The sequence below is a fragment of the Methylophaga sp. UBA2496 genome (assembly GCF_002341635.1).
In the GTDB taxonomy this organism is placed as follows: Bacteria; Pseudomonadota; Gammaproteobacteria; order Nitrosococcales; family Methylophagaceae; genus Methylophaga.
This window is the reverse complement of the sequence record NZ_DDOK01000009.1, coordinates 61785-73874: the sequence shown is the minus strand read 5'-3', so window position 1 is coordinate 73874 and position 12090 is coordinate 61785. Positions and strand designations below refer to the sequence as shown.

General features: G+C 43.2%; 11 protein-coding genes. 7 read left to right on the top strand and 4 right to left on the bottom strand.

The genetic code is table 11. The features are described from left to right. Positions 1-27: 27 nt before the first annotated feature. The 3 genes from B2W60_RS13505 to B2W60_RS13495 all read right to left on the bottom strand — a co-directional run bounded on the left by B2W60_RS13505 (position 28) and on the right by B2W60_RS13495 (position 4398). Positions 28-1269, bottom strand: a complete 1242-nt coding sequence (locus tag B2W60_RS13505; RefSeq protein WP_292359169.1) for an ATP-grasp domain-containing protein — start codon at positions 1267-1269, stop codon at positions 28-30. A 216-nt stretch (positions 1270-1485) separates the two neighbouring features. Then, the gene (locus tag B2W60_RS13500) at positions 1486-2691 is read right to left on the bottom strand and encodes a cyanate transporter (RefSeq protein ID WP_292359171.1); all 1206 of its coding nucleotides are present in this window, start codon (positions 2689-2691) and stop codon (positions 1486-1488) included. A gap of 339 nt (positions 2692-3030) precedes the next feature. Further along, positions 3031-4398, bottom strand: a complete 1368-nt coding sequence (locus tag B2W60_RS13495) for a PAS domain S-box protein (RefSeq protein WP_292359172.1) — start codon at positions 4396-4398, stop codon at positions 3031-3033. A gap of 252 nt (positions 4399-4650) precedes the next feature. On the opposite strand from B2W60_RS13495, the gene B2W60_RS13490 reads away from it, so the two are divergent. The 3 genes from B2W60_RS13490 (at position 4651) to B2W60_RS13480 (ending at position 7599) form a co-directional block, all read left to right on the top strand. Beyond that, positions 4651-5091, top strand: a complete 441-nt coding sequence (locus tag B2W60_RS13490; protein ID WP_292359174.1) for a cupin domain-containing protein — start codon at positions 4651-4653, stop codon at positions 5089-5091. Positions 5092-5182: 91 nt separating this feature from the next. Beyond that, positions 5183-6727, top strand: a complete 1545-nt coding sequence (locus tag B2W60_RS13485; RefSeq protein ID WP_292359176.1) for a hypothetical protein — start codon at positions 5183-5185, stop codon at positions 6725-6727. Then, entirely contained in the window at positions 6724-7599 is an 876-nt protein-coding gene (locus B2W60_RS13480) for a TorF family putative porin (RefSeq protein WP_292359178.1), read from the top strand. The genes B2W60_RS13485 and B2W60_RS13480 overlap by 4 nt, the downstream gene beginning before the upstream one ends. A gap of 246 nt (positions 7600-7845) precedes the next feature. On the opposite strand, the gene B2W60_RS13475 is transcribed toward B2W60_RS13480, so the two are convergent. After that, the gene (locus tag B2W60_RS13475) at positions 7846-8541 is read right to left on the bottom strand and encodes a type 1 glutamine amidotransferase (protein WP_292359180.1); all 696 of its coding nucleotides are present in this window, start codon (positions 8539-8541) and stop codon (positions 7846-7848) included. 434 nt (positions 8542-8975) lie between these two features. On the opposite strand from B2W60_RS13475, the gene B2W60_RS13470 reads away from it, so the two are divergent. The 4 genes from B2W60_RS13470 (at position 8976) to B2W60_RS13455 (ending at position 12086) form a co-directional block, all read left to right on the top strand. Further along, positions 8976-9485 carry a DUF1097 domain-containing protein gene (locus B2W60_RS13470; protein WP_292359182.1) on the top strand — a complete coding sequence of 170 codons (510 nt, stop codon included), beginning with the start codon at positions 8976-8978 and terminating at the stop codon, positions 9483-9485. A gap of 131 nt (positions 9486-9616) precedes the next feature. Then, on the top strand, positions 9617-9850 hold the full coding sequence (locus tag B2W60_RS13465) for a hypothetical protein (RefSeq protein WP_292359184.1): 234 nt from the start codon (positions 9617-9619) through the stop codon (positions 9848-9850). Beyond that, complete coding sequence (locus B2W60_RS13460; RefSeq protein ID WP_292359186.1) at positions 9847-11337, top strand: sodium:solute symporter family protein; 1491 nt, start codon at positions 9847-9849, stop codon at positions 11335-11337. The genes B2W60_RS13465 and B2W60_RS13460 overlap by 4 nt, the downstream gene beginning before the upstream one ends. A 14-nt stretch (positions 11338-11351) precedes the next feature. Continuing rightward, positions 11352-12086 carry an esterase/lipase family protein gene (locus tag B2W60_RS13455; RefSeq protein WP_292359188.1) on the top strand — a complete coding sequence of 245 codons (735 nt, stop codon included), beginning with the start codon at positions 11352-11354 and terminating at the stop codon, positions 12084-12086. Positions 12087-12090: the final 4 nt, after the last annotated feature.

The window sequence follows — 12090 nt, the reverse complement described above, 5'->3', positions numbered from 1 at the left end:
ACACGTAATGCCAATAACGCCAATCGACTAAATATAGAAATCCAATGATTCCTGTTCTTTTAGCAAATCACGCATGACGAGCGGATCCTGGCCAAAGAAGTATAACAAACCCCAATGGGTACCGAAGGCGGTCCGTTTGGTGACGGTTTCTTCCAGTGGTGCAGTAAGCTCATGGAAATCGAAATAGGGATGATCTTCGGTGTCTTGTGGTATTTCCAAACGACTGACTACGCGACGACGGGGGTAAACCCCGAAACATCCAGCGACGCCTTTTGCGTCAACCACTTCTTTGGGAAAGAAACTGCTGATTTCTTCTTCCGTTGTTTTTGGATCAAACGACAAAATCAAAGCGTGGTAAGCGTTAAAGCCATAAGCCCGCTCTAATAGTTCGAAAACCTTAAAACCTGGCGGGCGATAAGCAACCTCACCGAAGTACATTTCGCCATCACTCGTCACAAAGTATTCCGGATGCACAAAGCCAAACTCAATATCAAAGGTTTTAATCAGTTTTTCAATTTGTCTGGTAATTTCCGGACGATATTGTTCAAGTTCCGGGGTTGCCGGTACAAACACTGAATAACCCAAGGTCACATATTCAGAAATATTCAGAAAACGGATTTTGCCATTATGGATCCAGGCCTCGACAGCGAACTCCCAGCCATCCAGATGTGATTCCATTAAAACTGGAAACTCTTCATCCGGGATCATATCCACTTCATCAGGGGTACGAATTACCCGATGTCCAAGACATCCGGCTTTATCAAAGGCTTTAAGATGAATAGGGTCGTTGGGATCACCATCAAGTTTGAGCAAGGTCTGATTGACACGTTTCAGAAAACGCACCACATCATCTTTATCATGGGCCTCTTCGAAAATACCGACCCGGATTCCACCCAGTTGAGCGCGACGTTTCATCAGAGCTTTATCGCGTAATAACAGCGACTGACCAAATAATCTTGGGTTATCCATTAACACCGAATTGATGGCACCGGCCCATTCAACCGTTTCCTCAAACAAGGGAATCGCCACATCAACACCGGCTTCTTGCAGGGTCTGGGCAATTTCCAAAGAACGATCATTGAGTCGTTCAAAATTCCATTTGATGTAGGGAATGTTGTGCTCAGTGCAGTATTCTTCTGCCCAATCAGGCGCGACAACAACATATTGTCGGTCAAATGATTCGGCAGCTTCAACAGCGTTCAGACTCCATCCTAATAATGCAATATAACCTTTATCCGGATTGAAGCTGTGTTTCGCTGATTCTGCCATAAATTACCACCTTTTGAAATTTAATAAATAAAACAATACCTTACAGATTTTGGGGCGATATTGATAATCGTCGCAAGCAATTATAAAGTCATTGAAAGACGTCATCGTCATGCAGGGTGCCATTGTCCACGGCAGATAAAACGTGACCCTAAAGGGGACTGTTTAAGCAGTAATTGGTTTCATTTGCGCGTATTTGACAGAGTAGTACGGTAACGATTATGCGTTTTTTGAATAAATGGCGGCATATCGATGTGGATTAAAGGCACAGGCCATGAGCAGGGCGATCATTCCTAATCCAGCGAGTGCAATCCAGGCCATAGAAAAGCTCTGTAATGAATCACGAATCCAACCTGCAATCCAGGGTGCTATCGCGGCAATCATTGAACCGATACCCTGGACAAAACCAGCAAGTTTTCCCGCCAGCATAGAATTCGGTTGATGGTCCATCGTCACAATCAACGCCATTGGAAAAATGCCGCCAATTCCCAGCCCGGCAATCGCTGACCAAAGCCAAAGACTGATATCCGGTCTCAAAGCCATACCACCAAAACCGATGATTTGGAGAATACATAAAATAAACAAAATCCGTCGTCTATCAATGTTTTTTGCTGACAGAGCAGGGAACAGCAGACCGGCAACCACTTCCATCGCAGTTAATAAGCCCAGCATCAATCCGGCTTGTTTCGCGTTAAAACCCTGTTCAATGGCATAAGGCGACAACCAGGCTAACACGCAAACATAACAGCTGGAACCGAGCGAAAAAAAGACAGCCAGATACCAGCTACGAGAATTGCGCCATAATCCGGGCGTTTTGATATCCGTTGAATTTTCATGCTGAAAACGTCGCGCATCAGGTTTATAAAGCAGCCAGGCTATCAATGCCACCACGGCCAGCAGACTCCAGCTACCGAGTCCCATTTTCCAGCCATATTCCGCTTCAATAAATGGCGATAAAGAAGCCGATATTGCTGCACCAGCCATAATTCCAGTGATATAAAACCCCATCATTTTGGGATGTTGTGATCCATAAATATTCTTGATGACCATCGGCATTAACGCCTGAATTAAGGCGATGCCCAAACCCGCTAACAAAGCAGTCATAATCAGGACGCTGGCGTTAACGGCCCATAACCTTAATGCTGCCGAGACGACAAGTAACAGAATTGAAAAAATAATGATCTGATTGACCCCAAAACGTTTGGCCAGGGTATAACCAATCAAACAGAATAGACCCATCGCAAATACCGGTAATGTGGTCAGTAACGAGGCGAGCTTAAAGCTCATTGGTATATCTTGTTGAATAGCCGGAAGCAAAGGCCCAACCGAGGCAAGAATCGGACGAAGATTCAGAGCAATAATTACAATTACAGTGGCCAGAATCATTTTCTGGAAGTCTGAATATTTGTAGTCTACGGCAGACATTCATTACCTTTAATAATTTGAGCTGAAGACGGGCTATTTATCGGGATGTAAAGTTAGCTGCTTTCTAAAGTTGAATTTCTAACAGGACTGATATCATGAGCAAAATTATGCTCAGCCATGTTTTGCAGTGCCTCCAGACTATTCAACTATCGTTTGAATGACACCATTTCATTTTTTATAAGATATCTTTATATCAGGGACAGGCAGGTATTTAGTGTTGATAAGTTATCAGTCAGACAACGGTCAGCTAATTGTTTAATAGTTTCAGCTCAAAAAACAGTCTCTAAACACGTTAACTGATCACTCTGATTCGTTTCTACTCTTCTAACATGCTGAGTTCTACATCAGGAAAAAAACCAACGTCATTGGATTACGATCCTGTCTTTCATCATGAATGACATAAATAGGCACATTTTGGTCAGTGCCAGTGATGCTTGAACCGTCAATACTGAAGCTAATAAATTTCTTTCGGTGAGTCTTGGCCAGTTGCTGCAGTATGTTTTCTGCAATAGCTGGATCAAGTAGATCAGTCAGCTGCCATTTTTTTGCTTTTGGCTTCAATGATTTTTTGAGTTTTTCACTGACCTTTTTGATTTGCAGATTATTATCGAGTTGGATGACTGCAAATTCATCCTGGTCAAACACGGCCTGCCATTGCGCCAATGAGGTTTTCAAGTCCCTTTCAGTGTTTTTCAGATCAGTAATATCCTGATTAACTTCGATAGCACCAATGATCTTGTTGTCGTTATCACGAAGCGGAGTTGCATACATGATGATGGTGCGCTGTTCACCGTCAAATGCTTTTATATTAACTACTTCTGGTGAACTGGTTTCACCATTTTTGACGGCGCGGGCGAGTGTCCAGTCTCCAGCACCTAATTCCTGACCATTTTTTTCCCACCACCCCTTATATTCACCATATTGTTCAAGTCCCACATATTTTGCCCCCCCCCAGATGCGCTGCACCTCAGGGTTCGCCAGACTGATTTTTCCGGTTTCGTCAGCCATCCAAAGTCCCAATGGAATAATGTCGATTATTTTCTTTAAAATATATTCGTTTTTTGCAAGAGCCGTTTCTGCTTCTTTACGTGCCGTAATATCATCACTGATACCAATGACTTTAACCGGACGTTTCGCGGCATCATAAACAAGTTCAGCTCTTGACGAAAACCACCTCGTTTGACCTTGATCATCAGTCACTTCGAAGTCCCAGTTATAGGGTTGGCCGCTGCCGAAAATATCAATTAACTGTTCGATTGGTAGTTTTGTGAATGGCATTACGCAATTGGGTAAGTGATCAACCGCGACGCCAAATAGATCCGTGGCATTCTCCGAACAGGTGACCGTGCCCGTTAGAACATTCCATTCCCAATTGATGATTTGCGCCATTTCCAGCGCTGCCTTCATGCGAGTTTCGTTTTCGAGAATCTGATTCAGGTATTCCCGGCGTAGATCTTTCATTGCCCCATTTTCAGGCTCAGCAGATTGCAAACTTTCGATAGCTTCATCGCCATATCTTAGCCAAACCCAGTTTACTTCCAGAAAATCAGCCAGTGAACGCAGGTTCTCGTATTCAATCTCTCCACCTTTGGTCCATCTGTTCACAGAAGGCACAGAGGTATCAACCGCATTAGCAACTTGAGCTTGAGTTAACGACTTTTGCTTTAGTAACACCTTCAGGCGTTCGCCAAATCCGTTTTTTTTCATCGTAATACCAGAATCTTAAGGCCTTGTTATTGAAATCGTTTAATCGCCGCAAAGCATGTTACCACGAACATTTAAGGACTTTATAATCGACTGTAAATTACTTAATAAGTAATAAATTACTTGACAGGTAATAATTGTCAGGAATATAACTAATAACGCATGCAGGAGGTTTTTCCTGAAAGTGATGTGGCAAGGCAAATCAATACGGCTAAATCATTGAATGCACTTAATTAAATATTTTTGGAGTTAAAAATGAATAGCAGACTTACAACGATCGGGGCTGTAGCACTGGGGCTTTCAATGGGGAGTTTGGCAATGGCGCACGGTGCAGTTGAGCATGAAACCGAGAACAAACGTTTAAAATTTTTTGAAAATGCACAGCAAATGGAGCTTGCTTCAATGGAAGAACCGGGCGTTGCGGCATTTTTTGATGACATCGTGGGTTCAGGTAACCCGAAATCACCGATCTCGTGTGGTTTGTTCAAAATCGATGCGGGTAATCCACTTGTTTATACCTACGATTATGACGACATCAAAATGATGCTCGAAGGCAGCATTACCTTTTCTGACGGTGAACAAGAAGTGACTGCTGAAGCGGGTGATGTTTTGTTTTTTCCTAACGGCTCAACCATCACTTTTTCTACAGAAAGCTCAGGGCTTGCATTTGCATGTGGTCAACGGGCGGAGTTTTAGTCAAGGGCGTATTTCAACGGATGTTTAACAAATAAAACAGCAAATAATAATAACAATGCTGGCAAACATCCTCCTTCTGAAGGAGTGAGAAATGAATAAAATTAAATTGAGCAAAATACTTTCAATAAGTCTGTCGGTAACTGCTGCAGGAGGTGTTCTTGCAGCAGATTTAACTGATCTGACAGGTGGCGATCCGTTTTTTTATACCAGCGATCAATTGATCACTGAGGACAACAAGCAAAAAGCTTTATTAGGTATTGGTCGTCCGGATAAAACGCATTCGCAAATTCCGCATTTACCTGTTTATTTGGGCTACATGAGTACCAACTCTACCTATCGATTCGTCAATGTGGTTGAGCAAGTTTTTACAATGATTGGGGAAGGTAAACATGGTTTGTGGCGGATACAGGAAAATGGCACCGTCCGTTTTTACCTGAAAAGAGATGGCGAAGGTCTGGCCAAAAATGCAGATATTCTGGCAGCAGAAAATTATCAGCATATTGAGGATAACTACAGTCATTATCTGCCAGATGAAAGCTGGTCAGGCTATAAATATCCTGATCAAAAGTTTAATGAAGATGGCAAGTTAAACTATGTTGATTTGCCGATTAATCATCCGATTTTTGATAATCAATATGATCAGCATGAACCGATTGATTTGGCGAACTGGTATTGCACTATGTCGGGTAACGATTACCCGTATGCCAAAAAGGCGTTGGATTTTGCCTTCAGCCAGCCGGGCGCAAATCAGATTGGGCCGTTAGGTAAACGTGCGGGTCTGGATGTAAAAGAAAATTACGCAAAAGTCCTGCGGCTAAACCATTTCCCGGATGCCCGTTCTTGGGTAAACGTTGGCCAACAGGGTAAAGATTCATTCCACGTTGACTGGAAAGCAGTCGATGCCGCGAAGACACACGGCGAATTTTATCTGGTTGAAAGAACCTTTTTTAACAAACCTTATATCTTTCTAACAGCGGTTTATGACAATCAGGATAATGCCGATCATCGTTATGTGCGTCCAGCTGGGCCTTATTATGAATCATTAGGCGATAACACCAATGATCTGAAAAATACGGTCACAAAAGCACCTCGCTTTCATCTGGAAAATGGAGAAATTGGAAAAGCCATAGGCTTACCCATTTATGGTGTCCATCATCCGGATAGGGCAGCGTATGACTCAGGCGGCGCATGCCCGTTAAAAGGTGGAGATTGGGGAAGATACCCTGATCCTTCAGGTGGGTCATCATGGCCAACAACCTATGAAGAGGTAACGCCCCTCTGCGATGCCTTGTTGGTCGATATCAAATTCTATTCCAATCTTGATGGCCGGGACTGGACAAATCCGCATAAATACTTGGCAAATTCTGGCATGGGGACAGAAAAAGTGACCTACAAAATGCAACCTGGTCATTACGGTATTTTTAGCGACCCCTATAACACTTCGCGTGGCATAGAAAACACAGAAAGTCAGGATCTACCTGCTGAGCTAACAGTAACTTTCCCAACGGCTGAACCACCTGTCGGGTTTGTGAAACCTGCTGTATCTAATGTCGTTAAGGGCATGGTGCCTAGTGAGTTCTCTACCTGCCGGCCAGTACTTCAGGCTTCACTCGTTGAAAAGGTTAACAACAAATGAAAACGTTTAAATTAAATTACTTAGCTTTACTCGTGGCGGGTACAGTGTTCAGCTCGACCAGTTTTGCAGATTCTGGACAAGCCGAGGTTGGCCCGGCTAAAGCAGCCAAAGAATCAGTGGCATTTGTCGAGTATCTGGATCGTGAGGAAGTGCTCGGCGGCAAGTTCTCAACCTGGGTGGAGTTTGCCTCAGATTATGTGTTTCGAGGTGAATCTGAAACAAATGACGGGAAGATACCATCGTTAAAAGGGTCGATCACATGGACACATAATACTGGTGTTTATCTTGGATATTATCTGGCTAACAACTTATTTCCTGGCAATGATTCAGAGGGCAATAACCCTAAGATTAATGCCATCTGGGGACCCTATATTGGTTACACCACCCAGGATATAGCTGGCACTGGCATCAACTACAACGGTATGTTTTTCCAATACGTGTATCCCGGCGATAGTGATTCAAACTACCTTGAAATGTTCAACTATATTGATAAACAGTTTGGCAGGCTAAACTTGAAACTTGAATATTCTCCTACCATTACCGATTGGTTTGGTGTTGAAGATTTGCAATCACACAATATTGCGATTCATCCCAGTTTTTCGCTTCCAAATGGATTTACATTATCCGGTGGGGTTGGCTATCAGTTTTTTGATAATAAAGGTCCAAATCTCGATGCTAATGGAAATGGCAAAGAAGAACTCGACTGGACACACTGGAATATTGGTATCAGCAGAAATGTGTTCGGTTTTAATGTCGATTTAAGGTATCACGACACTGATATTAAAAAGGGCAAGCACGATTTTTACGGCTTTGATAATAATCACCAGATTGTTGACGAGCGTTACGTAATATCTGTATCTAAATCCTTTTAGGCCTTATTCGTCTTCAAATATTCATAATTGATAAGCGCTTTCAGCTGGAGCATTAGCGTGTTCCTTTGTCGACCGTTAGTAATAGCGGTCGACTTTTTTGCTTATAAATACACAAACGTTTTTATAATGATTTAGTCGATAGGTAATTTTGTTATTTTGCAAAGCATAAATGATTACCTATAAGCGGATACATCATTCAATTTTTCATTTACGGTAGCTCAGAAAGTCGTATTAACAATATCACTTTCATCTATCAGGAATAGATTTCTGATATAACGTATCCAGCAACGCAAATATCGCTTGTTGACTTTGTCTCAGCTGATTGGTGTTATCAAACAAGACTTGTTTGCTTTGTACATAATCTGCTTCTGTTAAACCATTGCTTTCCAGTGCCAGAAATGCTTCTACCGTGCCGGGTTCAGCTTCCAGATGAAACTGTAATGCCCAAACATGTTTGCCGTAGAAAAATCCCTGTGAAGGGGTTATCGCACTGCAAGCAAAAGAAGTGGCATTGACCGGCAATTCAAAACAATCCCCATGCCAGCTCAGAGGGACTAAATCTTCGGGCATCCAGCTGGCGGTTGCATTTGTCTTGCTGACCGGATACCAGCCAATTTCCAGTTGGGTATTGGGATACACCTTAGCGCCTAAAGCGGAAGCTATTAACTGGCTCCCCAAACAAATACCCAGGACGATTCTGCCGACTTCTATTGCCTCACGGATCAGTTGTTTTTCGGCAATCAGCCAGGGATAGTTGGTTTCGTCATAGGTGCTCATTGGCCCACCCATAATCAATAACCAGTCAAACTCATCGACTGAAGGTAAAGGGTCATTCAGATCAAGCCGGAAGGTGAGTAATTGAAAAGGTTTGTCCGCAAACCAATGTCGCATGGAGCCAATCCATTCGCCATCAGCATGCTGAAAGACAGCGACTTTTTGCATTTGCAACTCCACAATATTAAATAAATATCAGATAGCTAAATAAAGTTATCTGTCAAAAGCAATGACGATGGTTTACCACGCTACGAGCATTATGTTCACAATAACGAATAGCTCCCTAAAATCAAAGTACAAACTGATTTTGGCCAACCGTTATTATCAAAATTTCTGTAGAAATGAGCTCATAAAACTTTTAGTAATATTGTTGATCCTTAAAAAAGTATCATTGCGTCAGGCTAAGTAACTGAATTAAAAAATTAAATCTCCAAAAGCCCCGTTTTTGCTTAGTTTGCGCACAACTCTGGTGCAAACTGGTTTACAGCAGCTGATTTATAGGGCTACTATCACTCCGGCAACCCAAAAGAAAATAGAGTTATAAATAAAGTTTTGTCGAGGAACGGGTTGTTAATTTTTATAAAAATCAACGGAGAGAACGTATGTCAAAGTTAACTGCTTTATCAATTAGTATTGCTGTATTAGGTGGCATTTGGGCGTTTCTGGCATTAGGTCCATTGGCCGGTTTTGTTCTGGTTTGGGCGGGATTTATTGCCTGGGCGTGTTTCTTTCATACTGGTGCAGATATGCCAGCATTACAAAAAACCATTGTCGGTATGAGTTATGGTGCTGTGATCGCCGGTATTGCTCTATTATTAGCGACAACCAATCCTCTGGGTATTCCGGGTGCTGTCGGACCAGCTATTTATATTGCTGTGACGGTATTTTTCCTGGTTATTGTGGCAAGATTTGATTTGTTATCGGTGGTGCCTGCCAATGTCTATGGTTATGCCGCAACCGCTGCGTTTGGTTTGCAGACAGCCAATGCCGGGAGTGCCATCACCATGAATATGACTAATCCGGTTTTGATTATTATTCTCTCCACGATTCTGGGTGCTGTGTTTGGTTTGTTATCAGCCAAACTTGCTGGAGCAATCGAAAAGAAAGCATAAATTAAGCCGCTAAAGCGGTTTTTTTATTTTACCTACAGGGTCAGCATAATTGATGAATATCTCAATTATTGCTGGCCCTGAACTTTGAGTATTTTTGTTCCCCACATTTATAAATTAAAACCTGGATATTTATGCGCTCGGCTATTTTTATATTATTAATTTTAACGTCCATCACACTCGCTACTTTTCCTACTTTCTTTACCTGGGCCAATCGAATTGAACCCAGTTTGCTTGGCTTGCCGTTTGCTTTTTTATGGCAAATTGGTCTGGCGTTATTAGGTGCTTTTTTTCTGGCGTGCTGGTATTTGGCTGAGAGTCAGAGCGGTGATTTGGATATTGAGGTTGAAGCGGAGGAATTGAAATGATTCCAATGCTGATGCTGATCAGTTTCTTCGGGCTGATTTTGTGGATAAACCGACGTCAAATGGGCGTGGATACACTGAATGATTATGCGACAGCAAGTCATAGTATTGGTGTATTAGGTATTACCCTGGGTTTCCTTGCTACATGGTATGTCGGTGCCGGTTATACGGTATTTTCCGGCTTTGCAGTGAGCTTTGGCATGATTGGCATGTATGTCATTCCCTATGGCATAGTCACCATGCTGGTAATGTATCTGGTGGCGGAAAAATCCTTTATCTGGGGTAAAAAATATAACATCCGCACCCAGTCTGAATTATTAGGACTGCGCTATCGCAGTGATATGATTCGGGTGTTAACCGGATTTGCCGGTGTGGCGTTATCAGTGCCCTGGTTACTGATGGAGTGGTACACCATTGGCTATGTGTTTAACTATGCCACCGATGGATTTATCAGTCCGTTACTGGGCATGATTATCGGCATATTTGTAGTGGTGTTTTATGTCGCACTCGGCGGCATGCGATCCGTTATCACGGCCAATATTATTCAGGGCCTGTATATGCTTATCGCTGGTTCAGCCATTCTGCTCTGGGTCATCTACACACAACTGGGCGGCATTGAAGGCGCGATGCAGCGTATTCTGGAACAAAGCCCGGAAGCATTAACCTTTCCCGGGCCGGGTTGGGACATGTCACCTAATTATTGGATGGCGATTGTGATTACCAGTGGTCTGGGCGGCTTTATGTGGCCATGGGTCTATAACAAATTATTCGCTGCCGACAGCATTCGAACCATAAAACAATCGGTGTTATTCGCACCGACCCTGGGTATTCTGTCATTTGGTTTACTATTCCTGCTGGCGATGGCTTTACATCCTTTACCCTTTGCCCAGCAAAATCCACAGGAAGCCATGTTCTGGATTCATAGTCAGGCCGGAGCGTGGCCTTTGGGCTTTTTTGCCGTCTTGGTGATGGCAGCGAGTCTGGGGACGGTCAGCAGCATTTTAAATGCCATGTCGACGGCTATTTCAGGTGATCTGGCTCAGGTTATCAATCGCAATATCAGTGAAAAAACAGCCTTGCAAATAGCGCGTTGGTCAGTGGTGTTTATGAGCATTGGCGCCTTGATTGGTGCATATATTCGTGAAGGGCAGTTAGTGTTTCTGGCATTGATGACCTATCAAGGCATGATTGTATTATCACCAGTGGTTTTACTCGGTTTGTATTGGAAACGTGCCAATAAAATTGGTGCGGTCAGCGGCTTTCTGGCGGGCATGGTTGTTTCGTTTGGTTTAACCATAATTGATCCGGCATTTATCCAGACTTATGGTTGGACACCCGGTGTATATGGTTTTTTAACTACACTGAGTATCATGCTGATCGCTGGCTATTGTCGCCCGGTTGAATCACATGTGGAAAAACTTTGGCAGGATATTGCCATGGCAAAATCAACGCCACCGAACCGTAATTTTAACCCCGTCAAATCGACATAATGTTTAAATGGATAATGCAGATCAAATGGTTATTTCGAAAAACGCTGGTGGTGTTATGCCTGATATTCCCCGGCATAATGCCATCCGTTGCTGTTGGTCAGCAAAGCGCCGGTAATGTCGTGTTATTACATGGTCTGGCCCGCACAGCAGGGTCGATGGACTCAATGCAGAAACGGCTCAGCAAAGCGGGCTATAACGTTTGCAATATTGATTATCCATCACGCAAACATCGCATTGAGACGTTGACCCGCGAGTTTGTGATACCGGAAATACAACAATGTTTTGCCAATTCTGAGAAAGCTATTCACTTTGTCACCCATTCATTGGGCGGCATTATTGTCAGACAAATAGCTGCTGAATATGAAAATATTCATATCGGTAGGGTGGTAATGCTGTCCCCCCCTAATCAGGGTAGTGAAGTAGTCGATAAGCTCGGCACCTGGGGGCTGTTTCAATGGATTAACGGGCCTGCCGGAAAACAACTTGGTACCGCAGAGGATTCATTACCTAATCAATTGGGACCTGCGACTTTTGAGTCAGGTGTTATCACTGGAAACCGATCGATCAATCTGATTTTATCGTCACTGATTCCAGGGCCGGATGATGGCAAGGTTTCCATTGAAAATGCCAGGCTGGAAGGTATGCAGGATTTTCTGGTTGTAGAGCAAGCTCACCCGTTCATTATGAGCAATTCCGCAGTTCAATTACAGACTTTATTTTTCCTGCAAAATGGTCAGTTTCAGCATTAACTGA

Excerpts from the sequence above, each read along its gene's own strand:
- B2W60_RS13505 (WP_292359169.1), bottom strand. The coding sequence starts at position 1,269 with ATGGCAGAATCAGCGAAACACAGCTTCAATCCGGATAAAGGTTATATT.
- B2W60_RS13500 (WP_292359171.1), bottom strand. The coding sequence starts at position 2,691 with ATGTCTGCCGTAGACTACAAATATTCAGACTTCCAGAAAATGATTCTG.
- B2W60_RS13495 (WP_292359172.1), bottom strand. The coding sequence starts at position 4,398 with ATGAAAAAAAACGGATTTGGCGAACGCCTGAAGGTGTTACTAAAGCAA.
- B2W60_RS13490 (WP_292359174.1), top strand. The coding sequence starts at position 4,651 with ATGAATAGCAGACTTACAACGATCGGGGCTGTAGCACTGGGGCTTTCA.
- B2W60_RS13485 (WP_292359176.1), top strand. The coding sequence starts at position 5,183 with ATGAATAAAATTAAATTGAGCAAAATACTTTCAATAAGTCTGTCGGTA.
- B2W60_RS13480 (WP_292359178.1), top strand. The coding sequence starts at position 6,724 with ATGAAAACGTTTAAATTAAATTACTTAGCTTTACTCGTGGCGGGTACA.
- B2W60_RS13475 (WP_292359180.1), bottom strand. The coding sequence starts at position 8,541 with ATGCAAAAAGTCGCTGTCTTTCAGCATGCTGATGGCGAATGGATTGGC.
- B2W60_RS13470 (WP_292359182.1), top strand. The coding sequence starts at position 8,976 with ATGTCAAAGTTAACTGCTTTATCAATTAGTATTGCTGTATTAGGTGGC.
- B2W60_RS13465 (WP_292359184.1), top strand. The coding sequence starts at position 9,617 with ATGCGCTCGGCTATTTTTATATTATTAATTTTAACGTCCATCACACTC.
- B2W60_RS13460 (WP_292359186.1), top strand. The coding sequence starts at position 9,847 with ATGATTCCAATGCTGATGCTGATCAGTTTCTTCGGGCTGATTTTGTGG.
- B2W60_RS13455 (WP_292359188.1), top strand. The coding sequence starts at position 11,352 with ATGCAGATCAAATGGTTATTTCGAAAAACGCTGGTGGTGTTATGCCTG.